Source organism: Frigoribacterium sp. VKM Ac-2859, assembly GCF_013204925.1.
Taxonomy (GTDB): domain Bacteria; phylum Actinomycetota; class Actinomycetes; order Actinomycetales; family Microbacteriaceae; genus Frigoribacterium.
The window spans coordinates 1-22,519 of record NZ_JABMLC010000002.1; the positions used below are offsets into that span (position 1 = coordinate 1).

At 69.7% G+C, this 22,519-nt stretch carries 23 protein-coding genes; 1 reads left to right on the top strand and 22 read right to left on the bottom strand.

Features of this window, described 5'->3' with window-relative positions; translation table 11 throughout:
• Positions 1-528 precede the first annotated feature (528 nt).
• From tyrS to infC, 20 genes are all read right to left on the bottom strand, one after another.
• Positions 529-1,767: a tyrosine--tRNA ligase gene (gene tyrS / locus HQQ78_RS07875; protein WP_173154700.1), complete on the bottom strand. Its 1,239-nt coding sequence runs from the start codon at positions 1,765-1,767 to the stop codon at positions 529-531.
• A gap of 110 nt (positions 1,768-1,877) precedes the next feature.
• On the bottom strand, positions 1,878-2,522 hold the full coding sequence (locus tag HQQ78_RS07880) for a DNA-3-methyladenine glycosylase (protein WP_201298930.1): 645 nt from the start codon (positions 2,520-2,522) through the stop codon (positions 1,878-1,880).
• Positions 2,523-2,553: 31 nt separating this feature from the next.
• The gene (locus tag HQQ78_RS07885; RefSeq protein ID WP_173152279.1) at positions 2,554-2,691 is read right to left on the bottom strand and encodes a hypothetical protein; all 138 of its coding nucleotides are present in this window, start codon (positions 2,689-2,691) and stop codon (positions 2,554-2,556) included.
• Positions 2,688-4,154: an argininosuccinate lyase gene (gene argH / locus HQQ78_RS07890; protein WP_173152282.1), complete on the bottom strand. Its 1,467-nt coding sequence runs from the start codon at positions 4,152-4,154 to the stop codon at positions 2,688-2,690. The genes HQQ78_RS07885 and argH overlap by 4 nt, the downstream gene beginning before the upstream one ends.
• Positions 4,151-5,353, bottom strand: coding sequence for an argininosuccinate synthase (locus HQQ78_RS07895; RefSeq protein ID WP_056048027.1), 1,203 nt, complete (start codon positions 5,351-5,353; stop codon positions 4,151-4,153). Before HQQ78_RS07895 ends, argH begins: the two co-directional genes overlap by 4 nt.
• Before the next feature lie 55 nt (positions 5,354-5,408).
• Positions 5,409-6,329: an ornithine carbamoyltransferase gene (argF, locus tag HQQ78_RS07900; protein ID WP_173152285.1), complete on the bottom strand. Its 921-nt coding sequence runs from the start codon at positions 6,327-6,329 to the stop codon at positions 5,409-5,411.
• On the bottom strand, positions 6,326-7,522 hold the full coding sequence (locus tag HQQ78_RS07905) for an acetylornithine transaminase (RefSeq protein ID WP_123571770.1): 1,197 nt from the start codon (positions 7,520-7,522) through the stop codon (positions 6,326-6,328). The genes argF and HQQ78_RS07905 overlap by 4 nt, the downstream gene beginning before the upstream one ends.
• 2 nt (positions 7,523-7,524) lie before the next feature.
• Positions 7,525-8,571: an acetylglutamate kinase gene (argB, locus tag HQQ78_RS07910; RefSeq protein ID WP_082460493.1), complete on the bottom strand. Its 1,047-nt coding sequence runs from the start codon at positions 8,569-8,571 to the stop codon at positions 7,525-7,527.
• Positions 8,571-9,728, bottom strand: coding sequence for a bifunctional glutamate N-acetyltransferase/amino-acid acetyltransferase ArgJ (gene argJ / locus HQQ78_RS07915; protein ID WP_056048035.1), 1,158 nt, complete (start codon positions 9,726-9,728; stop codon positions 8,571-8,573). Before argJ ends, argB begins: the two co-directional genes overlap by 1 nt.
• On the bottom strand, positions 9,725-10,774 hold the full coding sequence (argC, locus tag HQQ78_RS07920) for an N-acetyl-gamma-glutamyl-phosphate reductase (RefSeq protein ID WP_173152288.1): 1,050 nt from the start codon (positions 10,772-10,774) through the stop codon (positions 9,725-9,727). The genes argJ and argC overlap by 4 nt, the downstream gene beginning before the upstream one ends.
• A 59-nt stretch (positions 10,775-10,833) precedes the next feature.
• Positions 10,834-13,344 (bottom strand): phenylalanine--tRNA ligase subunit beta, encoded by a 2,511-nt coding sequence (gene pheT / locus HQQ78_RS07925; protein WP_173152291.1) that lies wholly within the window; start codon positions 13,342-13,344, stop codon positions 10,834-10,836.
• On the bottom strand, positions 13,344-14,384 hold the full coding sequence (gene pheS / locus HQQ78_RS07930) for a phenylalanine--tRNA ligase subunit alpha (RefSeq protein WP_056048045.1): 1,041 nt from the start codon (positions 14,382-14,384) through the stop codon (positions 13,344-13,346). The genes pheT and pheS overlap by 1 nt, the downstream gene beginning before the upstream one ends.
• A gap of 94 nt (positions 14,385-14,478) precedes the next feature.
• Positions 14,479-15,396, bottom strand: coding sequence for an amino acid ABC transporter permease (locus HQQ78_RS07935; protein ID WP_173152293.1), 918 nt, complete (start codon positions 15,394-15,396; stop codon positions 14,479-14,481).
• Complete coding sequence (locus HQQ78_RS07940; protein ID WP_043596711.1) at positions 15,393-16,061, bottom strand: amino acid ABC transporter permease; 669 nt, start codon at positions 16,059-16,061, stop codon at positions 15,393-15,395. The genes HQQ78_RS07935 and HQQ78_RS07940 overlap by 4 nt, the downstream gene beginning before the upstream one ends.
• Before the next feature lie 76 nt (positions 16,062-16,137).
• Entirely contained in the window at positions 16,138-17,001 is an 864-nt protein-coding gene (locus tag HQQ78_RS07945) for a glutamate ABC transporter substrate-binding protein (protein ID WP_173152296.1), read from the bottom strand.
• 103 nt (positions 17,002-17,104) lie between these two features.
• Entirely contained in the window at positions 17,105-17,842 is a 738-nt protein-coding gene (locus tag HQQ78_RS07950; RefSeq protein ID WP_043596708.1) for an amino acid ABC transporter ATP-binding protein, read from the bottom strand.
• A 129-nt stretch (positions 17,843-17,971) separates the two neighbouring features.
• Complete coding sequence (locus HQQ78_RS07955) at positions 17,972-18,772, bottom strand: RNA methyltransferase (protein WP_173154702.1); 801 nt, start codon at positions 18,770-18,772, stop codon at positions 17,972-17,974.
• 125 nt (positions 18,773-18,897) lie between these two features.
• A complete protein-coding gene (gene rplT / locus HQQ78_RS07960; protein ID WP_043596706.1) occupies positions 18,898-19,284 on the bottom strand; it encodes a 50S ribosomal protein L20 in 387 nt (128 codons plus the stop codon).
• Positions 19,285-19,314: 30 nt separating this feature from the next.
• Positions 19,315-19,509, bottom strand: a complete 195-nt coding sequence (gene rpmI, locus HQQ78_RS07965; RefSeq protein ID WP_043596704.1) for a 50S ribosomal protein L35 — start codon at positions 19,507-19,509, stop codon at positions 19,315-19,317.
• A gap of 3 nt (positions 19,510-19,512) precedes the next feature.
• Positions 19,513-20,163, bottom strand: a complete 651-nt coding sequence (gene infC / locus HQQ78_RS07970; protein ID WP_082060163.1) for a translation initiation factor IF-3 — start codon at positions 20,161-20,163, stop codon at positions 19,513-19,515.
• Positions 20,164-20,541: 378 nt separating this feature from the next.
• Here infC and HQQ78_RS07975 point away from each other — a divergent pair, with 378 nt between their 5' ends.
• Entirely contained in the window at positions 20,542-20,874 is a 333-nt protein-coding gene (locus tag HQQ78_RS07975; RefSeq protein ID WP_043596743.1) for a DUF1844 domain-containing protein, read from the top strand.
• Positions 20,875-20,931: 57 nt separating this feature from the next.
• Here HQQ78_RS07975 and HQQ78_RS07980 read toward each other — a convergent pair whose 3' ends face one another.
• A complete protein-coding gene (locus HQQ78_RS07980) occupies positions 20,932-21,735 on the bottom strand; it encodes an SseB family protein (protein ID WP_173152299.1) in 804 nt (267 codons plus the stop codon).
• Entirely contained in the window at positions 21,735-22,481 is a 747-nt protein-coding gene (gene priA / locus HQQ78_RS07985) for a bifunctional 1-(5-phosphoribosyl)-5-((5-phosphoribosylamino)methylideneamino)imidazole-4-carboxamide isomerase/phosphoribosylanthranilate isomerase PriA (RefSeq protein ID WP_173152301.1), read from the bottom strand. Before priA ends, HQQ78_RS07980 begins: the two co-directional genes overlap by 1 nt.
• Positions 22,482-22,519 lie beyond the last annotated feature (38 nt).

Below are 22,519 nucleotides of genomic sequence, written 5' to 3' on the forward strand. Positions count from 1 at the left end.
AAGCCACAAGCAATGCCAGGGTATAATTTGGCATTTGACAATGTGCACGCTGTTGAGTTCTCAAGGACCAAACGCACTCGAGGCCCGGTCGGAAAGACCCTCGCTCGAAGCTGCTGTGGAACCGTACCATCCTGATGGACCAAGTCGGAACGACTCGATTTCCGGACCCCAAAGTTGAGGACCAGCACCTGGTAATGACCAGAGGATGGGTTTGAAATCCTACCACACGAATCGCAAGCCGTAAAGGACGTGGCTTCGGGGAGGATGTCACCACTTGAGGCCGGGGAACTCCGGAGCAGAACCATTGCTGGTCGCTGTCCTAACCGTTCCGCCGCACCTTTGGGCTGACTCGGATTACTTTACACAGCTCACCGGTCGCACCTCCAAATGTCTGGGCATCCCGGGCGTGTCGCGTGACTGAAGCCCTGAAAGCATGGCCAGCCGCGTGCATTCCTTGCCGTGGGATGACGTCAAGCCCGCCCCCTCGACGAGGGAACGGGCTTCCGTCGTCCGGAGGTCGATCCGGGGTCAGACCTTGACGGTGACGCCGGCGAGCGTCTTCTTACCGCGTCGGAGCACGACGACTCCCCCGTCGAGTCTCGAGTCGGCGACCAGAGCATCACCGTTCTCGACCCGGGTGTTGTTCACGTAGACACCACCCTCCGCCGTGGCCCGGCGGGCGGCACCCAACGACGCGACGAGTCCGGTGTCGACCAACGCCTGAGCGATCGTGGTCGACGCATCGGCCTCGGCCGCCGGCAACTCGGCGATGGCACTGGCGAGAGTCCGCGGGTCGAGGACCGTGAGGTCGCCTTGCCCGAAGAGGGCGGCGGCTGCGTCGATGGCCGACTGCGTGGCCGAGGTGCCGTGGACCAGGGACGTGACGTTCCAGGCCAACGCTCGCTGCGCCTCCCGACGGAAGGGCTCGTCGGCGACGGCGGTCTCGAGCCGCTCGATCTCGGAACGCGAGAGGAACGTGAAGACCTTGAGCCGAGGGACGACGTCGGCGTCGTCGGTGTTGAGCCAGAACTGGTACATCGCGTACGGGCTGGTCAACTCGGCGTCGAGCCAGACCGCGTTGCCCTCGCTCTTGCCGAACTTGGTGCCGTCGGTGTTGGTGATCAGCGGCGTGCCGATCGCGTGGACCGAGACGCCTTCGGTGCGGCGGATGAGTTCGGTGCCACTGGTGAGGTTGCCCCACTGGTCGCTGCCGCCGGTCTGCAGGACGCAGTCGTAGCTGCGGTAGAGCTCGCGGAAGTCGAGGCCCTGGAGGATCTGGTAGCTGAACTCGGTGTAGCTGATGCCGGCGTCGGAGTTGAGACGCGCGGCCACGGCGTCTTTCTTGAGCATGGTGTTGACGCGGAAGTTCTTGCCGATGTCGCGCAGGAACTCGATGGCGCTGAGCGGAGACGTCCAGTCGAGGTTGTTCACCACTCGGAGACCGTTGTCACCGTCGGGCGAGAGGAACTTCTCGACGTGGACGCGGATGCGGTCGACCCACTCGGCCGTCTGCTCGGGCGTCTTGAGCACCCGCTCGGCGGTGGGGCGTGGATCGCCGATGAGGCCGGTGGACCCGCCCACGAGTCCCAGGGGCCGGTGACCGGCGAGCTGCAGGCGGCGCATGGTGAGCAACTGCACGAGGTTGCCGAGGTGGAGGCTGGGGGCCGTCGGGTCGAAACCGCAGTAGTACGTGATCGGCGCACCGGCGAGAAGGGTCTTGAGGGCGTCGGCATCGGTCGACACGTGCACCAGGCCGCGCCACTGCATCTCGTCCCACACGTCGTCGAACGAGGGGTCGTTGCTCTGGGCGGCCAGGACGTCTGCAGTCGTTTCACTGGTCACGTCGGAAACGGTACCAGCGGCCTCCGTCACCGTCTTCACGCCCCACCGCGTCGTCGCGAGACGGCGGCGCGGTACGGGGAGACCGAGGGATCACCCTCGAGCGAGAACCGCCACGGGAACGCGTCGCCACCGGCGTGACCCGACACACCGACACGCGGGCCGGCGGCGATCGGGCCGACCGGTGCGGACGGGAGGCGAAGACGGAACCGCGCCTCCTGACCGGGGGTGTCGGCGACGAGGCGTGAGCCGTCGTCGCCGAGCTCCATGCCGAGTGCGGAGCCGAGACGGCCGGGACCTCGGGCGAGATCGGCCGACGTCCGCGACGTCGTCCGACGCGCCCGGACCTCGTCGACGCCGGCCACCACTTCGCCCGAACGCAAGAGGACACCGGACGCGAAGCCCTCGGGCCCGCACACGATGTTGACGCAGCGGTGGATGCCGTAGGACAGGTACACGTAGAGCGTTCCGCCGCGTTCGAACATGCTGTCGTTGCGCGCCGACCGGCCCCGGTGCGCATGCGAGCCGGGGTCCTGCCCCTGACCGTGGTACGCCTCGACCTCGGTCAGGCGGATGCCGACGCCGCCCGACCAGAAGACCGAGCCCAGGAGGCGCGGCGCGACGGCCAGCGCCGGTTCGGCCAGCAGTGCCGCGAGCACGTCGTCGTCGGGTGTCGTCGTCACCACTCCCCCGTGCTCACCGCGATCATCTCGTTCAGAAGAAGCGCTGACCACTGGCGACCGCGATCACCGCGACGGCGACGAGCACCGCCACGGCGATCGCGACGACGACGGGGACCACCCAGGCACGGGCCGGCCGGTCGTCGCGAGCGCCCGGTCGTGGACGGGTCACGCTGCCGCCGGGGCGAGGGACCGGACCAGGTGGCGCATCTGCTCGGTCAGCTGCGCGAGCTGCTCGGTGACCCGCTCGGGAGCCGTGCCCCCGGCCCCTCGACGGCTGGCGATCGAGCCCTCGACCGTCAGGACGGGGCGGATCTCGGGCGTGAGATGCGCCGAGACGGACCGGTACTGCTCGTCGGTGGGCTCGTGCAGCTCGAGGTCGTGCTGTTCACAGAACCGCACCAGCTCGCCGCTGATCTCGTGTGCGTCGCGGAACGTGACCCCCTCACGGACGAGCCACTCAGCGACGTCGGTCGCGAGTGAGAATCCCTGCGGCGCGAGCTCGGCCATGCGGACCTCGTCGAAATCGAGGGTCGCCACCATGCCCGTGAACGCCGGGAGCAACACCTCGAGCTGGCTGACCGAGTCGAACACCGGCTCCTTGTCTTCCTGGAGATCTCGGTTGTAGGCCAGCGGCAGCCCTTTGAGCGTCGCGAGCAGACCCGTCAGGTTGCCGATGAGCCGCCCCGACTTGCCGCGCGCGAGCTCGGCGATGTCGGGGTTCTTCTTCTGCGGCATGATGCTCGACCCGGTCGAGAACGCGTCGTGCAGACGGACGAAGCCGAATTCGCGGGTGTTCCAGAGGATGATCTCTTCGGCCAGCCGCGAGAGGTCGATGCCGATGGACGCCGCGACGAACGCGAACTCCGATACGACGTCACGACTGGCCGTCGCGTCGATCGAGTTCTCGGTCGTGCGGTCGAAACCCAGATCGGTCGCCACGAGGAGCGGGTCGAGCCCCAGCGAGCTACCCGCGAGGGCACCCGCTCCGTACGGCGAAGCACCGGCCCGACGCGACCAGTCGCGCAGGCGCTCGAGGTCGCGGACCAGAGGCCAGGCGTGGGCGAGGAGGTGGTGCGCCAACAGCACCGGCTGCGCGTGCTGGAGGTGCGTCCGGCCGGGCATCACGGCCGACGGGTGGGCCGTCGCCTGACCGGCGATCGCGTCGACCAGGTCGACGACCTGCCGACCGATGACGCGGGCGTGGTCGCGCAGGTACAAGCGCACCAGCGTCGCGATCTGGTCGTTGCGGCTACGCCCCGCCCGGAGCTTGCCGCCGAGCTCGGCGCCGGCGATGCCGATGAGGCCCCGCTCGAGGGCGGAGTGCACGTCCTCGTCGGTCTCGGCCGCGGTGAACGTGCCGTCGAGCACGTCCGACTCGAGCCGGTCGAGCGCCGACAGCATGGCCTCGAGCTCGGACGCGTCGAGGTATCCCGCCGCCGCCAGAGCCCTGGCGTGTGCCCGCGACCCGGCGATGTCGTACGAGGCCAGCTGCCAGTCGAACTGCGTGGACTTGCTGAGCGCGGCGAGCTCGGCGGACGGCCCGGAGGCGAAGCGGCCGCCCCAGAGGGCGCCCGCCTCGCCTGCTCGCTCGTTCTTGCCCGACCCTTCGCCGAGCCCGCTCGCGTCGGTCACGCCCCGTGGGCCAGGTCGCGACGAGCCGAGATCTTGCTGGGCAGCGACCAGATCTCGATGAAACCCTTCGACAGGGACTGGTCGAAGGTGTCTCCCGTGTCGTAGGTCGCGAGGTCGAAGTCGTAGAGGCTCGCGTCGCTCTTCTGACCGGTGACGACCGCGCGCCCGCCCTGCAGCTTGAGACGGATCTCGCCCGACACGTACTTCTGCGTGTCGTCGATGAAGACGTCGAGCGACCGCTTGAGACCCGAGAACCACAGGCCGTCGTAGACGAGGTTGGACCACTCGGCCTCGACTCCACGCTTGTACCGGCCGAGGTCGCGCTCGATGGTCAGGGCCTCCAACGCCTCGTGCGCGGCGATCAGCGCCATCGCGCCGGGGGCCTCGTAGACCTCGCGGCTCTTGATGCCGACGAGCCGGTCCTCGACGACGTCGATGCGGCCGACGCCGTGCTTGCCGGCGAGCTCGTTCATGCGCTCGACGATGCCCAGCGGGGTGAACGCCACGCCGTCGATCGCCGTCGGGACTCCGGCCTCGAAGGTGATGACGACCTCGTCGGCGTCCTTGACGACGGCCGGGTCTTGCGTGTACTCGTACAGGTCCTCGATGGGAGCGTTCCAGGGGTCCTCGAGGAACCCGGTCTCGACCGCGCGGCCCCAGACGTTCTTGTCGATCGAGTAGGGGTTCTTGGCGCTCTGGCGGATGGGAAGGGCGTGCTCTTCCGCGTAGACGATCGCCTTGTCGCGGGTGAGGGCCAGGTCACGGACCGGGGCGATGCTCGTCAGGTCGGGGGCGAGGGCCGCGACGGCCGCCTCGAAGCGGACCTGGTCGTTGCCCTTGCCGGTGCACCCGTGGGCCACGCTGTTCGCACCCAGTTCCTTCGCGACCGACGCCAGGTGGCGGGCGATCAGCGGACGGCTGAGGGCGGACACCAGCGGGTAGGTCTTCTGGTACAGCGCGTTTGCCTTGAGGGCCGGCATCAGGTAGTCGGTGCCGAACTCTTCTTTGGCGTCGACGACGACCGATTCGACCGCACCGCAGTCGAGGGCACGCTGTCGGATGTCTTCCATGTCCTCTCCGCCCTGTCCGACGTCGACGGCGAGGGCGACCACCTCTTTTCCGGTGGCATCGGCCAACCAGCCGATGCCGACCGAGGTGTCGAGGCCTCCTGAGTATGCGAGGACGACGCGTTCCGCCATGGTTCTCCTTGAGTGGTGTGGGTGTGGCTACGTGTGTGTGAGGTGGTGGGGGTGCTCAGCGGGCCAACAGCCAGGTGAGCAGAGCCTTCTGGGCGTGCAGCCGGTTCTCGGCCTCGTCCCAGATGACGCTGGTCGGGCCGTCGATGACGTCGGCCGTGACCTCGTACCCGCGGTCGGCGGGGAGACAGTGCAGGAAGATCGCGTCGGGGTCGGCCTGGGCCATCAAGGCCTGGTCGACCTTGAACGATCCGAAGACGGCGACCCGCTCGTCCTTCTCGTCCTCCTTGCCCATCGAGACCCAGGTGTCGGTCACGACGACGTCCACCCCGGCGACGGCCTCGGCCGCGTCGGTCGTGACGAGCACGGAGCCGCCCGTCCGCGCGGCGATCGCCTCGGCGTCGGCCACGACGGTCGGGTCGGGCAGGAAGCCCTCGGGGGCACCGATGCGGACGTGCATGCCCGCGGTCGCGCAGGCCAGCAGGTACGACTGGCCCATGTTGCAGCGCCCGTCACCGACGAAGGCCACCGAGAGGCCGGCGAGCGTGCCCTTCTTCTCGCGGATGGTCTGCAGGTCGGCGAGCAGCTGACATGGGTGGAAGTCGTCGCTCAACGCGTTGACGACGGGCACGGTCGTCCCCGCCGCCATCTCTTCGAGGCCGGACTGCGCGTAGGTGCGCCAGACGATGGCGGACACCATGCGCTCGAGCACGCGCGCCGTGTCGGACGGGGTCTCCTTGCCGCCGAGCTGGCTGTTCGCGGTGGCGATGATCAGCGGGCTGCCGCCGAGGTCGGCGATGCCGACCGCGAAGGAGACCCGGGTACGGGTCGACGACTTGTCGAAGATCACGGCGACGGTCTGCGGACCGGCCAGCGGGCGCTGGGACCAACGGTCGCGCTTGAGTTCGTCGGCGAGATCGAGCACCTCGAGCTGCTCGGCGGTGGTCAGGTCGTCGTCCCGGAGGAAGTGGCGGGTCATTCGAGGCCTTTCAGGACGGTGGTCATGATCTGGGTGAACTCGGCGATCTCGTCGTCACCGACGATCAGGGGAGGCGCGAGACGGATGCTCGAGTCGTTGGGGGCGTTGACGATGAGGCCGGCCTCGAGGGCGTCGGCGGCGACCTGCGCCGCGACGGGCTGCGCCAGTCCCAGGCCGATCAGGAGGCCGTTGCCGCGGATCTCGCGGACGAGCGGCGAACCGATCGACTCGACGGCCGCGCGGAGCTGGTCGCCCCGGACGATCGCGTTGAGCACGAGCTGGCTCGACTCGATCTCGCCGAGCACGGCGTTGGCCGCGGCGGTGGCGAGCGGGTTGCCGCCGAAGGTGCTGCCGTGCTGACCGGCCTCGAACAGGTCGGACGTGTCGCCGAAGGTGATGAGCGCGCCGATGGGGACTCCCCCGGCGATGCCCTTGGCGACGGTGATGGCGTCGGGGACGATGTCGTGCTGCTGGAATGCGAACCACGAGCCGGTCCGGCCGATGCCGGTCTGGATCTCGTCGAGGATCAGCAGGGCACCGTGCTTCGTGGTGAGTTCGCGGGCACGCTCGAGGTAGCCCTCGGGCAGGTCGACGACGCCGGCCTCGCCCTTGATCGGCTCGACGAACAGGGCGGCCACCGTACCGTCGAGGGCCGCCTCGAGTGCCTCGACGGTCGTGTCGATGTGCTCGACCCCGGGCATCATCGGCTCGAACGGTTCGCGCAGCGCCGGCTTGCCGGTCAGCGCGAGCGAGCCCATGGTGCGCCCGTGGAACGAGTTCTGCAGGGCGAGGATGCGGGTGCGCGAGCCGTCACCGCGGTTGAGGCGGGCCAGTTTGACCGCGGCCTCGTTGGCCTCGGCTCCGCTGTTGCCGAAGTAGACGCGCCCACGCTCGCCGGCACCGCTGATGCGGGTCAGCCGTTCGGCGAGCTCGACCTGCGGAGCCGTCGCGAAGTAGTTGGAGACGTGGATCAGCTTGCTCGCCTGCTCGGTGAGCGCCTCGACGAGCACCGGGTGGGCGTGTCCGAGGGCGTTCACGGCGATGCCCGCCAGGAAGTCGAGGTAACGCTTGCCGTCGACGTCCCAGACCTGGCAGCCCTCGCCGCGGTCGAGCATCACCTTCGGAGTGGACAGCGAACGCATCATCGAGTCGCCGAATCGGCGCTGCCAGGTACCGCCTTGGGTCTGGATCATGGTCACGACTGTCCTTTCGTGTCGGTGCCGCTGGCGGCAGGGCCACCCGGGGCGGTGCCCCCGGTGGTGACGATCTCGCCGGCGGGGGTGCCGAACGAGGTGACGACGGGGGCGCCGGTCGACGCCGCCCGGTCGTCGGGGACCACCTCGGTGCCCGACCCGCGTTGGGTGAACACCTCGAGGAGGATCGAGTGCGGGATGCGACCGTCGATGATGGTCGCTCCTCCGACGCCACCGACGACCGAGTCGAGGCAGGCGCGCATCTTGGGGATCATGCCCGACTCGAGGGTCGGGAGCATGTCGGTGAGGGCCGACACCGTGATGGCCTCGACGAGCGAGTCGCGGTTCGGCCAGTCGGCGTAGAGCCCGGCGACGTCGGTCAGGACGACGAGCTTGGCCGCACCGAGGGCGATGGCCAGGGCCCCCGCCGCCGCGTCGGCGTTGACGTTGAGGGCGTGCTCGGGATCGATCGTGTTCGTCGCGATCGACGACACCACGGGGATGCGCCCCGCCTCGATCTCGACCAGCACCGACGACGGGTCGACGTGTGTCACGTCGCCCACGTGTCCCAGGTCGAAGGTCTCGCCGTCGACCACGACACCGCGCTTGCGACCCTCGAACAAGGTCGAGCCCTCGCCGGAGACACCGCGGGCCAGGTCGCCGTGCTCGTTGATCAGGTCGACGATCTCGCGGTTGACCTCGCCGGCCAGGACGTCGCGCACGACCGAGATCGCTTCGGTCGACGTGTAGCGGTAACCGCCCCGGAACTCGCTCTCGATGCCGGCGGCGTCGAGGGCGGCCGAGATCTGTGGCCCCCCGCCGTGGACGACCACCGGGTGCAACCCGGCGTACCGCAGGTAGACCATGTCCTCGGCGAACGCCTGCTTGAGGGCGTCGTCGACCATGGCGTTGCCGCCGAACTTCACGACGACGACCTTGCCAGAGAAGCGCTTCAGCCAGGGCAGGGACTCGATCAGGGTCGAGGCCTTGACCGCCGCGAGCTCCTGCTCGTCGGCCGCCGTCGCACCGGTGCTCGTGTGGACGCCCATCAGCTGGAGTACGCGCTGTTCTCGTGCACGTAGTCGTGCGTGAGATCGTTCGTCAGGATGGTCGCCTCGACCGGCCCCGTCTTCAGGTCGACGAGCACGTGGACCGCCCGGGGCGTCAGGTCGACGTCGTCGCTCGGCCGATCGGGTGCCCCGGCGTGGCAGACGCGGACGCCGTTGATGGTCACGTCGACGTCGTACGGGTCGAACTCGGCCGACGTGGTGCCGATGGCGGCGAGCACGCGGCCCCAGTTGGGGTCGTTGCCGAAGACGGCTGCCTTGAAGAGGTTGTTGCGAGCGATCGAACGGCCCACCTCGACGGCGTCGTCGTCGGATGCCGCCCCCACGATCTCGATGCGGATGTCGTGCGAGGCACCCTCGGCGTCGGCCTGCAACTGCTCGGCGAGGTCGGCACAGAGCGCCGTGACCGCCGCCGCGAAGTCGCCGGCAGGAGGCGCGACACCGGACTCGGCGCTGGCCAACAACACGACGGTGTCGTTCGTCGACATGCAGCCGTCCGAGTCGAGACGGTCGAAGGTGACCCGGGTCGCCTCGCGGAGTGCGGAATCGAGACCGGACGCGTCGACGTCGGCGTCCGTCGTGAGCACGACGAGCATCGTGGCGAGTCCGGGGGCGAGCATGCCCGCACCCTTGGCCATTCCGCCGACGACCCAGCCGTCACCCGAGACGACGGCCTGCTTGGGCTTGGTGTCGGTCGTCATGATCGCCGTGGCGGCATCGAGGCCGCCGTCGACCGACAGGGCGTCGGCCGCGGCCGTGGAGCCGCTCAGCACCTTGTCGCGGAAGGTCTGGTCGCCGACGCCGATGAGGCCCGTCGAGCAGACGAGGACGTCCGTCGCCGACAGGCCGAGGGCGCCGGCCACGGTCTCGGCCGTGGAGTGCGTCGTCTGGAAGCCGAAGGCTCCCGTGAAGCAGTTCGCGCCTCCGGAATTGAGGACGACGGCGTCGACGCGACCGTCGGCGACGACCTGCTGGGACCACAGGACGGGGTTCGCCTTGGCCCTGTTGCTGGTGAAGACGGCCGCTGCGGCCGTGCTGCGACCTCGGTTGACGACCAGGGCGACGTCCGGCGCGCCCGAACTCTTGAGGCCGGCGACGACGCCGGAGGCCTCGAAACCGGCTGCTGCGGTGACGCTCACGGGGCGACTCCGTTCTGGCCGAGGCCGGTGGTCTCGGCCAGGCCGAGCGCGATGTTGGCGGACTGGACGGCGGCACCGGCCGTGCCCTTCACGAGGTTGTCGAGGGCGGTGACCACGACCACGCGGTCGGCGGCCTCGTCGACGGCGAGTCCGATCAGGGCGGTGTTGGCACCGATCGTGTCGGCCGTCCGCGGGAACTCGCCGTCCGGCAGCAGGTGCACGAAGGGCTCGTTCGCGTAGGCCTGCTGCCAGGCGGATCGCACGTCGTGGGCGGTGACGCCCGGGGCGAGACGCGCCGTCGTCGTGGCGAGGATGCCCCGCGCCATCGGCACGAGCACCGGGGTGAACGAGACGTTCACCTCCGTCGCGCCGGCCACCCGGAGGTTCTGCTGGATCTCGGGGATGTGCCGGTGGCTGCCGCCCACCCCGTAGGCCGACGCCGACCCCATCAACTCGCTGGCCAACAGGTGGGTCTTGAGCGCCTTGCCCGCCCCGGACGGACCGACGGCCAGCACGGTCACGATGTCGGCGGTCTCGACGACGCCCGCCTGGACGCCGGGGGCCAGCCCCAGGGTCACCGCGGTGACGTTGCAGCCGGGCACCGCGATGCGCTTGGCCCCGACCAGGACGTCGCGCTGGCGACCCGGGGTGTCACCGAGGACGAGTTCGGGCAGGCCGTACGACCAGGCTCCGTAGAACTCGCCACCGTAGAACGCCTGCCAGGCGGACTCGTCGGTCAACCGGTGGTCGGCACCACAGTCGACGACGAGCGTGTCGTCGGGCAACTGGGCGGTGATCGCCCCCGACTTGCCGTGGGGCAGGGCGAGGAACACGACGTCGTGCCCCGAGAGGGCTTCGGGCGTCGTGTCGACCAGGGTCAGGTGCGCCAACGAGCGCAGGTGCGGCTGGACCGCGAGGAGTGGCTGACCGGCGTTCTGGAACGCGGTGACGGTCTGCACCTCGAAGTCGGGATGCTCGGCCAGCAAGCGCAGGAGCTCACCACCGGCGTAACCACTCGCGCCGGCCACGGCAACGGAGAAAGGCATGCGTCCACCCTAATGTTCGAATTCGGCCTGGGATCAGGGGCGGCGGCGCCGGGCGAGTGTCAGTCGCGGAGCGCCGCCCCGAATCGCTCGCCGGCCAGGCGGACGGAGCCGGACTTGGCCTCGGAGGCCTCGGCGGCGGTGAGGGTGCGGTCTCCGGCCCGGAAGCGCAGGGCGAAGGTGAGCGACTTCGACGCGTCGGGCAACCCGGCACCTCGGTAGTCGTCGACCAGCCGGACCGTCTCGAGCAGGGGGCCCGCACCCTCGCGCACGGTCGCGAGCACGTCGCCCGCGGGGACGTCGACGCCCACCACGAGGGAGAGGTCTTGGGTCGCCGCGGGGTAGGACGAGAGGGCCGAGGTGGCCGGCTCGGCGACGGCGAGGTCGATCAGGCGGTCGAGGTCGAGCTCGGCCACGGCGACCACCCGGGGCAGGTCGAGCTCGGCTGCCACGCTGGGCAGCAGCTCGCCCGCGATGCCCACGACCTCGTCGCCGACGAGCACCTCGGCCGTGCGGCCCGGGTGCAGCGAGACGTGCCGGGCCTGTCGGAAGGTGACCTCGGCGGCCACGGCCGACGCCGCGACGCGCACGGCGTCGAGCACGTCGGCGAGGGACGCCGGGACGGCGGATTGCCCAGGGGCGCGATCGACGACCGTGCCGACCGTCAGGAGGCCGAGGTGTCGCGGCTGGCGCGGCAGGGCGTCGGCGAGGGCGCCCAGCGTGGCGTCGTCGGGGCGGGCGGCCCCGAACGGGACCTCGTCGCTGCCGTAGACGACGCCCTCGTCAGGCAGGAAGACCGTGCCCACCTCGAACACCGAGAGGTCGACGAGACCGCGACCGAGGTTGCGACGGGCGACCTCGAGCAGCCCCGGCACCAGTGACCGACGGAGTTCGGGCGCCGCCGAGTCGAGGGGGTTGGCGAGTCGGACGGCGGGCAGCCCGGTGCCGTCGGCCGAGCCGAAGGCGAGGTTCTGGGCCGAGGAGACGAACGGGTACGCGGCGACCTCGGTCGAGCCGGCCGCGGCGAGCCCGTTCGACACCTGCCGACGCAGCTGCTGCTCGCGCGACAACCCACGACCGGCCGGGGCGACGGGCAGGACGGAGGGGATGCGGTCGTAACCCGTGATGCGAGCGACTTCTTCGACGAGCGACGCGGAGTCGACCAGGTCGCTGCGCCAGGTCGGCGGGGTCACGAGCCAGTCGTCACCAGCTCGCTCGACGCTCGCCCCGATGGCCGTGAGGGCACCGGAGACCTCGTCGTCGGTGTAGTCGACGCCCATGAGGCGGGCGGCTCGATCGACCGGCAGGGTGATCGTGTCGGGAGGGGTGGAGGCGTCCCATCGTGACCCGAGCGCGTCGGACGTGCCGCCGGCGAGCTCGACGAGCAGGTCGACCACGCGCTGGGCGGCTGCCTCGGCCACCTGCGGGTCGACACCGCGCTCGAAGCGCTTGGACGCCTCGCTCGGCAGCTTGTGGCGGCGGGCGGTACGGGCGATCGACGTGGGGTCGAAGGTCGCGGCCTCGACGAGGACGTCGGTCGTGGTCGCGCCGATCTCGGTCGAGGCGCCGCCCATGACGCCGGCCAGGCCGACGGCACCCGACTCGTCGGCGATCACGAGGTCCTCGGCGTGCAGGTCGCGTACCTGGCCGTCGAGGGTCTCGAGGCGCTCGCCCGGTGCGGCCCGGCGGACCGAGAGGCCACCGCTGACCTTGTCGAGGTCGTAGCCGTGGATCGGCTGGCCGAGCTCGAACATGACGTAGTTCGTGACGTCGACCGGCAGCGAGATGCTGCGGACCCCCGCCAACCGCAAGCGCGACGCGAGCCACGGAGGGGTCGGACGGGTCGCGTCGATGCCGCGGACCACCTTGGTGGTGAAGGTCTGCACGCCGACCCGGTCGCGCACGGGGGCCTGGTCGTCCACGACCACCGGGAAGCCGGACGACGGGGTCGGAGAGACGAGCGACGCGGGGTCGCGGAAGGTCGCCCCGGTGGCGTGCGAGTACTCGCGGGCCACCCCCCGGATGCTGAAGGCGTAGCCCCGGTCGGGCGTCACGTTGATCTCGACCGCGGCCTCGTCGAGGCCGAGCAGCGCGATCGCGTCCGTGCCGACCTCGGGATCGAGACCGAGCGACGAGAGGACGAGGATGCCGTCGTGCTCGTCGCCGAGGCCGAGCTCGCGGGACGAGGCGATCATGCCGTCGGAGACGTGCCCGTAGGTCTTGCGCGCGGCGATCGGGAACGGACCGGGCAGCACCGCACCGGGCAACGACACGACGACCTTGTCGCCGACGACGAAGTTGTGGGCACCGCAGACGATGCCGCGGACGTCATCGGGGTCGGTCGGGGCGTTCGGCCCCACGGCGACCTGGCACCAGTTGATCGTCTTGCCGTTCTTCTGCGGCTCGGGCGTGAACTCGAGCACCTGACCGACCACGAGGGGCCCGGTCACGTCGCCGACGTGGACGTCTTCTTCTTCGAACCCGACCGACACGAGGGCGGCGTGGACGCTCTCGAGCGACACGTCGCCCGGCAGCTCGACGAACTCACCGAGCCAACTCAGCGGAACCCGCATCAGACCACCATCCCGAACTGCTCGCTGAACCTGACGTCACCCTCGACCATGTCGCGCATGTCGTTGAGGTCGTTGCGGAACTGGAGGGTGCGCTCGATGCCCATGCCGAAGGCGAAACCCTGGTAGCGCTCGGGGTCGATGCCGGCCGCCCGCAGCACGTTCGGGTTGACCATCCCGCAACCGCCCCACTCGACCCACCGTGCGCCGCCCTTGGCGTTCGGCTGCCAGACGTCCATCTCGGCGCTGGGCTCGGTGAAGGGGAAGTAGTTGGGGCGCAGCCGGATCTGCGCCTCGGCGCCGAACATCGAGCGGGCGAGGTGCTCGAGGGTTCCGCGCAGGTGCGCCATGGTGAGGCCCTCGTCGACGGCGATGCCCTCGAGCTGGGTGAAGACGGGCGTGTGCGTCGCATCGAGCTCGTCGGTGCGGAACACCCGGCCCAGCGCGACGTTGTAGACCGGCAGCTCTTTCGAGAGGAGCGTGCGGATCTGCACCGGCGACGTGTGCGTGCGCAACACCAGGTGACGGTCGACGGGGTCGACGAAGAACGTGTCCTGCATGGCCCGGGCCGGGTGGTCGGCGTCGAAGTTCAGGGCGTCGAAGTTGAACCACTCGTGCTCGAGTTCGGGGCCCTCGTTGACCTCCCACCCCATGCCGACGAACAGGTCGGCCATGCGCTCTTGCAGCAAGGTCAGGGGGTGGCGGGCCCCGGCGCGACGGCGCGACGGCAGAGCCGTGACGTCGACGGCCTCGGCCTCGAGCCGCGCGGACTCCTCGATCACGGCCAGCTCGGCCTCGCGCGTGGCGACGGCCTGACCGACCCGGCCCCGGGCCTGACCGACGAGCTTGCCCGCCGCGGCCTTCTGGTCGTTCGGCAGGTCGCGCAGACCGGCGTTCAGGCGGGCCAGCACCGAGGCCTCGCCGACGTGCTGGGCACGGGCGGTCTTGAGCTCGGCGACGGTGGCCGCCGTGGCGATCGCCGCGAGGGCGGCGTCGACCGCCGACGCGACGGCGTCTTCGGAGAGGGGGACGGAGTCTGACACGAGAACCAAGCTTAGCGATCGTTGGGAGGCGACCCGCGCCTCCTGGTCGTGACGGACGAGGAGGCGCGGGCTGGGATCGGGTGGACGGACCGGGTCAGGTCGCGCGGCCCGACACGTGGTCGGACTCGTAGCGGCCCCCGCGTCCCAACATGCCCGGGTCCTTCGGCGTGGCCGGCCGCTTGGCGACGACCGCGCGCCGCCCCGTCCGTCGGTCGACGACGCGGACGACCCACGAGAGCAGGAGGTTCGTGGCGAGGTAGACGACGAGGACGACCGCGAAGAGGGTGAACGTGTACGTGCTGCCGTAATAGGTGCCCAGACGCGTGAGACCGCTCCGGGTCAGTTCGACGTAGCCGACGATGTAGCCGAGCGAGGTGTCCTTCAACAGGACGACGAGCTGGGCCAGGATGATCGGCAGCATCTGACGGAAGGCCTGCGGGAACTCGATGGCGAAGCGCGTACGGATCGGGGTGAGCCCGATCGCGAGGCCGGCCTCGCGTTGTCCCCTCGGCAGCGAGGCGATGCCCGCGCGCAGCGCCTCGCCGATGAGCGCCCCGTTGTAGACCGCCAGCGCCGCGACCACGGCCCAGAAGGCGCCGGTCGAGAAGACCAACAGGATGAACAGCATCATCAGCAGGACGGGCATGCCGCGGAAGAACTCGAGCAGCACCGTCGTGGGAACGCGCACCCAGGCGGACCGCGCCGTCCGGAGGAACGAGAAGAGGACGCCGATGACCACCGCGAGGACCGACGCGACGGCCGCGGCCTGGATGGTCGCCAACCAGCCCCGACCGATCGCCCGCCAGAGCGCGAGGTCACCGAGGATGTCCCACCGCGACGCGTCGAGCACGCCGGGACTCTCGGCACCGTTCGCGCTGATGCGGGGGCGGCCGAGGAGGTAGACGAGGTAGGCGACCAGGGCCAGGACGAGCACGACGCCGACCACCGAGATGATCCGCGAGGTGCGGCGGGCCCTCGGCCCCGGGGCGTCGTAGAGGACGGAGGTGCTCATCGGAGGACTGCGACCTTCTTCTCGACCACGGCGGCGAGACGGCCGAGCGTGATGGTGACGAGCAGGTAGAAGAACGCCACGGCGAGCAGCGTCGTGATGACGGCGTCACCACGATCGTTCGCGATGTAGCGCCCCGCGGCGAAGAGTTCGGCCACGAAGAAACCACCGGCCACCGAGGTGTTCTTGGTGAGGGCGATGAAGACGTTGATCAGCGGGGGCACGACCATGCGCATGGCCTGCGGGAGGATCACGTGGCCGAGCGTCTGGCCGAAGCCGAGGCCGATGCTGCGGGCCGCCTCGGCCTGCCCGACGGGGACGCCGTTGATGCCCGACCGGATGGCCTCCGCGACGAACGGCGAGGTGTACGCGGTCAAGCCGATGACGGCCAACGGGAAGTACGTGCCGAAGTCGACTCCGAGGTACGGCAGGACGAAGGCGCAGAAGAAGAGCACGAGCGTGAGCGGGATGTTGCGCAGCGCCTCGGTGTAGACCGTCGCGAACGTGCGGAAGGACGCCACGGGCGAGATGCGCAGTGCCGCGACGAAGAAACCGATCACGAGGGCCCCGAGGCCCGACAGAACGAGCAGCTGGAGCGTCGTGACGAAGCCGTCCCAGAAGCGGGGCCAGTTGTCGGTCACGGCGTCGAAGCCGGGGATGACGTCCAAGGGGTTCAACAGGGTCCTTCGGTCGGGGCAGGACGCGGGCACCCGGGGGCTGGTCGCCCCGGGTGCCCGCGCGGTGTCAGTAGCGGTCGATCGTGGGGGGCGTCGGGGTGTCGAGCACCTTGCCCGCGGTCTTCTCCCACAACTCGTCCCAGGTGCCGTCGTCCTCGGCGTCCTGGAGCGTGTCGTTGACGAACATGCGGAAGTCGGTGTCGTCGAGGGCCAGACCGATGCCGTAGGGCTCTTCGGTGAAGGTCTCCCCCACGACCTCGAACTCGCCCTCGTTCTGGTCGGCGAGGCCGGCCAGGATGACGTTGTCGGTCGTCACGGCCGACACCGCACCGGTGCGGAGGGGCTCGAGGCAGTTCGAGTACGTGTCGGTGGCGAGGATGTCGGTGGTGTACTCGGCCACGTTCTTCTCGCTGGTCGAGCCGCTGACGGTGCAGACCTTCTTGCCGGCCAGGTCGTCGGCGGACTCGATCCCCTCGGGGTTGCCGTCGAGCACCAGCAGGTCTTGACCGGCCGTGTAGTACGGGCCGGCGAACGAGACGACCTTCTTGCGATCGTCGTTGATCGTGTAGGTCGCGATGACGAGGTCGACCTGGCCGTTCTGGATGAACGGCTCGCGGTTGGCCGAGACGGTCTCGACCCACGTGATCTTGTCGGCTTCGATGCCGAGCTTCGCGGCGACGAGCTTGCCGATCTCGGCGTCGAAGCCCTCGGGCACGCCGTCGGGGTTGGCCAGGCCGAACAGCGGCTGGTCGAACTTGGTGCCGATGGTGATCTCACCGGCGTCGGCGAGGCGGGCCATGGTGCTGCCGTCGGCGAAGTCGGCCGGCGTCTCGACGTCGACGGCCGGGGCCGACGAGTCGGTGCAGGCCGAGAGGCCGAGGACCACGGCGGCTGCTGCGGCTACGGCGACGAATCCCTTGCTGAGTCGCATTCTGATCTCCTTGCTGGGTGACCCGGACGCCGGGCGGCGATCGGGTGTCGTGGGCCGGCTGTTCGGGTGCCGGGCAACGGGTCGCGGACTCGGCCGCGCCCGCTCAGTGCGTGAGGATCTTCGCGAGGAAGTCCTGGGCGCGGGTCGACTGGGGGTCGGTGAAGAACTTCTCGGGCGTCGCCTCTTCGACGATCTGACCGTCGGCCATGAAGACGACGCGATCGGCGGCCTTGCGCGCGAACCCCATCTCGTGGGTGACGACGATCATCGTCATGCCGTCCTTCGCGAGCTGCACCATGACGTCGAGCACCTCGGTGATCATCTCGGGGTCGAGTGCGCTGGTGGGCTCGTCCAGGAGCATCACCTTGGGGTCCATCGCCAGTGCCCGGGCGATCGCGACACGCTGCTGCTGCCCGCCCGAGAGCTGGGACGGCATCTTGTCGGCCTGGTTCGCGACGCCGACCCGCTCGAGCAACTGCATCGCCCGCTCGCGCGCCTCGGCCTTGGTGCGCTTCCGCACCTTGAGCTGGCCCAGCATGACGTTCTCGAGGATGGTCTTGTGCGAGAAGAGGTTGAAGCTCTGGAACACCATGCCGACGTCGGCGCGCAGGCGGGCGAGAGCCGCACCTTCTTCGGGCAGCCGCGTGCCGTCGATCGTGATGACGCCGTCGTCGATGGTCTCGAGGCGGTTGATCGCCCGGCAGAGGGTCGACTTGCCCGAACCGCTCGGGCCGATCACGACGACCACCTCACCCTTGCCCACCGTCGTGGTGATGTCCTTCAGGACGTGGAGGTCACCGAAGTGCTTGTTGACGTGGTCGACCACGACGAGGGGTTCCATGCGCCCACACAAACAGACCCCCAGGTCGGGGTCAAATTCACAGTGGATTCTTAATGAAAACGAAACGACGCGTCCCACCGCGACGAGAGCGCACGGCCCGACCCGCGCCTCCTGCGGGACGAGGAGGCGCTAGCTGCGGTGGGCGAAGGCGCTCTCGTAGAGGCACACCGAGGCCGCCGTCGCGAGGTTCATCGATTCGGCGTGACCGTAGATGGGCACGACCAGGGCGCGGTCGGCACGCGCGAGGTCGGCGTCGGTGAGACCTCGGGCCTCGTTGCCGAAGAGCCAGGCGGTCGGTTCGGCGAGCACGCCCTCGGTGCGGGCGGCGAGCAGGTCGTCTCCCTTGACGTCGGCGGCGAGCACCTGGAGGCCGACCTCACGACACCGGTCGACGATCGCCGGCAACTCGACGCCCACGGCGACCGGCACGTGGAACAGCGAACCCGTCGTGGACCGGACGACCTTGGGGTTGTAGAGGTCGACGCTGCGACCGGTCATGATGACGGCGTCGGCACCCGCGGCGTCCGCGGCCCGGATGATGGTGCCCGCGTTGCCGGGGTCGCGGACTTCCTCGAGGATCACGACGAGCTTGGGCTCGGCGGCGAAGACGTCCTTGACCGATGTGGGGAACTGCCGACAGACGGCGACGATGCCCTGTGGCGTGACCGTGTCGGCCATGGCCTCGAGCACCGGCTCGGTGACGAACTGGACGTCGATGCCCTCCGCCCCGGCGGCGACCGCCACCTCGGGGTAACGCTCGAGAGCAGTCGGGGTGCCGAAGAGTTCGACGATCAGCTCGGGCCGGAAGGCCAGGGCCTCACCGACCGACTGCGGCCCTTCGAGCAGGAACGTGCGGGTCTCGGTGCGAGCGTCGCGCTTCGAGAGCTTGGCCACCGCCCGGACTCGGGGTGAACGGGGATTGTCGAGCAGGGAGTCGTGGGGCACCCGTCCATGATGCCGCACGAGGACCACCACGTGCCGCGGACGCACGAGACCCGACGGCGACACCGGGGTGGGTGTCGGGCCGTCGGGCCTCGAGGGTGGTGCGGGTGCGACTACGCGGCGACCTTGGGGGCCGAGGTGTCGGCGGGCAGCGCGGCCTTGGCGGTGGCGACGAGCGACGCGAACGTGGCGGGCTCGTTGACGGCCAGCTCGGCCAGGATGCGACGGTCGACCTCGACGCCGGCCAGGGACAGACCCTGGATGAGGCGGTTGTAGGTCAGGCCGTTCGCACGCGACGCGGCGTTGATGCGCTGGATCCACAGACGACGGAACTCGCCCTTGCGCGCACGACGGTCACGGTACGAGTAGACGAGCGAGTGCGTGACCTGCTCTTTGGCCTTGCGGTACAGGCGCGAACGCTGACCGCGGTAACCCTCGGCACGCTCGAGGATGACGCGACGCTTCTTGGCGGCGTTGACCGCTCTCTTGACTCTTGCCATTTTCTTGTTCCTCTACGTTCGTGTCAGCGGTCAGTGACCGAGAAGCTTCTTGGCGACCTTGGCGTCGGCGGGAGCGAGCACCTGGTCCTGGTTCAGGCGAGCCTTGCGCTTGGCGCTCTTCACCTCGAGGTTGTGGCGCATGCCAGCCTGCTGCTTCATGATCTTGCCGGAACCGGTGACCTTGAAGCGCTTCTTGGCGCCGGAGTGGGTCTTCTGCTTGGGCATGTCTTACTTACTTTCTTCTGTCGGTCGCTCGGCCGGTGCATCGGCCGGGACCTCGTCGGACGTCGGGTGCTTCGGCGGCTTGTTGGCCGCCTTGCGAGCTTCTGCCTCGGCCTTGGCCTCGGACTTGTTCTTGTGCGGGCCGATGACCATCACCATGTTGCGACCGTCGATGGTGGGCGTCGACTCGACGCTGCCCCACTCGGAGACGTCTTCGGCGAAGCGCTGGAGGAGGCGGACGCCCTGGTCGGGACGCGACTGCTCGCGACCACGGAACAGGATCATGGCCTTGACCTTGTCGCCGCCCTGGAGGAAGCCCTCGGCGCGCTTGCGCTTCGTCTCGTAGTCGTGCTTGTCGATCTTCAGGCGGAAACGGACCTCTTTGAGGATCGTGTTCGCCTGGTTGCGACGGGCTTCTTTCGCCTTCTGCGCAGCCTCGTACTTGAACTTTCCGTGATCCATGATCTTGGCCACGGGAGGCTTCGAGTTGGGGGCCACCTCGACCAGGTCGAGCTCGGCCTCTGCGGCGAGACGCAGGGCCATGGCGATGGGAACGACGCCGATCTGCTCACCTGCGGGCCCGACGAGGCGGACCTCGGGGACGCGGATACGGTCGTTCGTACGGGGATCGCTGATGCGGAACTCCTCTGTCGTCATTTCTGCATCTGGCGGGGCCGGACGGCCTCACCAGAGAAAGAGGAGTTTCGTGCGGGCACCGTCTGACGACGCATCACACCGCACCCTGGCTGCTCGGTCGCCGTCTGCCCGAGGCCTCTGACGAGGACCGAGGTGGAACGGTGGTGCTGATCGAACGGGGTGCCAACAACCCGGTAACCTTGTCTAACGGTCAAGCGCGGGTGGGAGAATCTCCACTTTCGCACGGAGCAGACGCTCCGAGCCTGGACGAGTTTAGCAGAGGATCAGTTCGTGAGCCACTCCCCCGACGACGCACCCATTCCCGACGCCCGCTTCGGCGATCCGGCACCGGCCACGTCGCCCGACACCTCCCCCGCGACGGCGCGGTTCGAGGACGATCTGCACTTCGGTGACGACGCCGCCCGTGACATCGCCGACGTCAACGCGGTCGAGGTCATCAACACCGTCTGCGTCCACCTGATGAGCGCCGCCGCGGTGAAGGTCGGCCTGGCCGACGATCCGCAGCGACAGACCGACCTCGACGAGGCCCGCAAGCTCATCACCTCCCTCGCCGGACTCGTGACCGCCAGCGCACCCGAGATCGGCGACCAGCACGCCCGGGCGCTCCGCGACGGCCTGCGATCGCTGCAACTCGCCTTCCGGGAAGCGTCGGCCATCCCCGACGCGATCGGCCAGGGCCCCGGCGAGAAGTACACCGGCCCCGTCAACTGAACCGCGCGTCCACCGAACCGCGCGTCCGGCTCCCGCACCCTGACGGACGGCTCGTCCTCAGCCCGGGACGACCTTCACCGACATGCTGTCGACCCGGTCGGCGATCACCGGATCGGCGGCCCAGGCCGCCTGCAGTCGCTGTAGCAGCGCGTGAAGGGCGTCGCGGTCCAGACCCGGCGCCACGCCCAGCTGGACGACGATCTCGGGGGCACCGAGCCGGGCGTCTCGATAGCCGGGCGCGACGACCAGGCTGACCAGCGCCTCCTCGTCACGTGACGCGTCGAGGAACGCGCGCAGGACGTCTTCGTCGTGGTGGCTCGGCACCCACGGGAGGTCTTGCGCGACGGCCCAGACGGCCGGACGACGCAGACCGAACTCGGTGATCGATCCAGGGTCGACCACGATGCGGTCGGTCGACTCCGAGGCGGCCGCGAGGGCCACGCGCCGAGCCTCCACCGGCACCGGTCGGGCAGCGGGACGCCACCGCGTCAAGGTCTCTACCGAGGTGAATGCCGGCAACACGTCCCGGCCGTCCGGACCGGAGACCGTGACGATGGAGAGCTCCTGCGTCTTGTCGACGCGGCGACCGTGGTCGTCGAGACCTTCGTCCCCCGCCACGGCGACCAGAGGCACGAGCAGGCGCGCCGGACGGAGGGCGTCGACGACGTCGCTCTCTCCGAGCCGCCCCTCGCGGAACCCGAGGAGGGCGTCGAGCAGGTCCGGGTCGGCGCACCCGTCGTCTCCGGCGTGCGCCGTGTCGTGATGGTCGAAGGTTCGCCCGGCCCACGGCCGCCCGGCGCTGTCTCCGCCGGGACCGGGATCGTCGTGTGCGTGCCCCGGTCCGCCCGGCGCGGTCGTCATCAGTTCGACGCGACGTCGAGGGCTGCGCCGAGGGTGAAGGCTCCCGAGTAGAGCGCCTTGCCGACGATGGCGCCCTCGAGCCCCTGCGGCACGAGCTCACGGAGAGCCACGAGGTCGTCGAGGCTCGAGATGCCCCCCGAGGCGATCACCGGACGATCGGTGTGCTCCATCACCTGACGCAACAGGTCGACGTTGGGACCCTGGAGCGTGCCGTCCTTCGTCACGTCGGTCACGACGTAGCGCGCACAGCCGGCCTCTTCGAGCCGCGCGAGGACGGCCCAGAGATCGCCGCCCTCTTCGGTCCAACCCCGCGCCGCCAGCGTGGTGCCCCGGACGTCGAGCCCGACGGCCACCGCCTCGCCGTACTCGGCGATGACGTGGGCGGCCCACTCGGGGTTCTCGAGGGCCGCGGTGCCGAGGTTGATGCGCTTCACGCCGGTGCTCAACGCGTCCTCGAGGGACTTGTCGTCGCGGATGCCACCGCTGAGCTCGACGTTGACGCCCTTGACCTGCTTGATGACCCTCTTGATGACGGCGCGGTTGTCTCCGCGCCCGAAGGCGGCGTCGAGGTCGACCAGGTGCAGCCATTCAGCGCCCTGGCTCGCCCAGTCGTCGGCTGCCGAGACCGGGTCGCCGTAGTTCGTCTCGCTGCCGGCCTCACCCTGGGTCAGGCGCACGGCCTGACCGCCCGCCACGTCGACGGCGGGGAACAGGGTCAGGGCGGGGGTGGTGCAGAACTCGCTCATGTCGTCTCTCTCACGGCGCCGGGCACCGCAGGGTCAGG

Coding starts and splice junctions, on each gene's coding strand:
- tyrS (WP_173154700.1), bottom strand. CDS start 1,767: ATGCAGTGGCGCGGCCTGGTGCACGTGTCGACCGATGCCGACGCCCTC.
- HQQ78_RS07895 (WP_056048027.1), bottom strand. CDS start 5,353: ATGGCGGAACGCGTCGTCCTCGCATACTCAGGAGGCCTCGACACCTCG.
- argF (WP_173152285.1), bottom strand. CDS start 6,329: ATGACCCGCCACTTCCTCCGGGACGACGACCTGACCACCGCCGAGCAG.
- HQQ78_RS07905 (WP_123571770.1), bottom strand. CDS start 7,522: ATGATCCAGACCCAAGGCGGTACCTGGCAGCGCCGATTCGGCGACTCG.
- argB (WP_082460493.1), bottom strand. CDS start 8,571: ATGGGCGTCCACACGAGCACCGGTGCGACGGCGGCCGACGAGCAGGAG.
- argC (WP_173152288.1), bottom strand. CDS start 10,774: ATGCCTTTCTCCGTTGCCGTGGCCGGCGCGAGTGGTTACGCCGGTGGT.
- pheT (WP_173152291.1), bottom strand. CDS start 13,344: ATGCGGGTTCCGCTGAGTTGGCTCGGTGAGTTCGTCGAGCTGCCGGGC.
- HQQ78_RS07935 (WP_173152293.1), bottom strand. CDS start 15,396: ATGAGCACCTCCGTCCTCTACGACGCCCCGGGGCCGAGGGCCCGCCGC.
- HQQ78_RS07945 (WP_173152296.1), bottom strand. CDS start 17,001: ATGCGACTCAGCAAGGGATTCGTCGCCGTAGCCGCAGCAGCCGCCGTG.
- HQQ78_RS07950 (WP_043596708.1), bottom strand. CDS start 17,842: ATGGAACCCCTCGTCGTGGTCGACCACGTCAACAAGCACTTCGGTGAC.
- rplT (WP_043596706.1), bottom strand. CDS start 19,284: ATGGCAAGAGTCAAGAGAGCGGTCAACGCCGCCAAGAAGCGTCGCGTC.
- rpmI (WP_043596704.1), bottom strand. CDS start 19,509: ATGCCCAAGCAGAAGACCCACTCCGGCGCCAAGAAGCGCTTCAAGGTC.
- infC (WP_082060163.1), bottom strand. CDS start 20,163: ATGACGACAGAGGAGTTCCGCATCAGCGATCCCCGTACGAACGACCGT.
- HQQ78_RS07980 (WP_173152299.1), bottom strand. CDS start 21,735: ATGACGACCGCGCCGGGCGGACCGGGGCACGCACACGACGATCCCGGT.
- priA (WP_173152301.1), bottom strand. CDS start 22,481: ATGAGCGAGTTCTGCACCACCCCCGCCCTGACCCTGTTCCCCGCCGTC.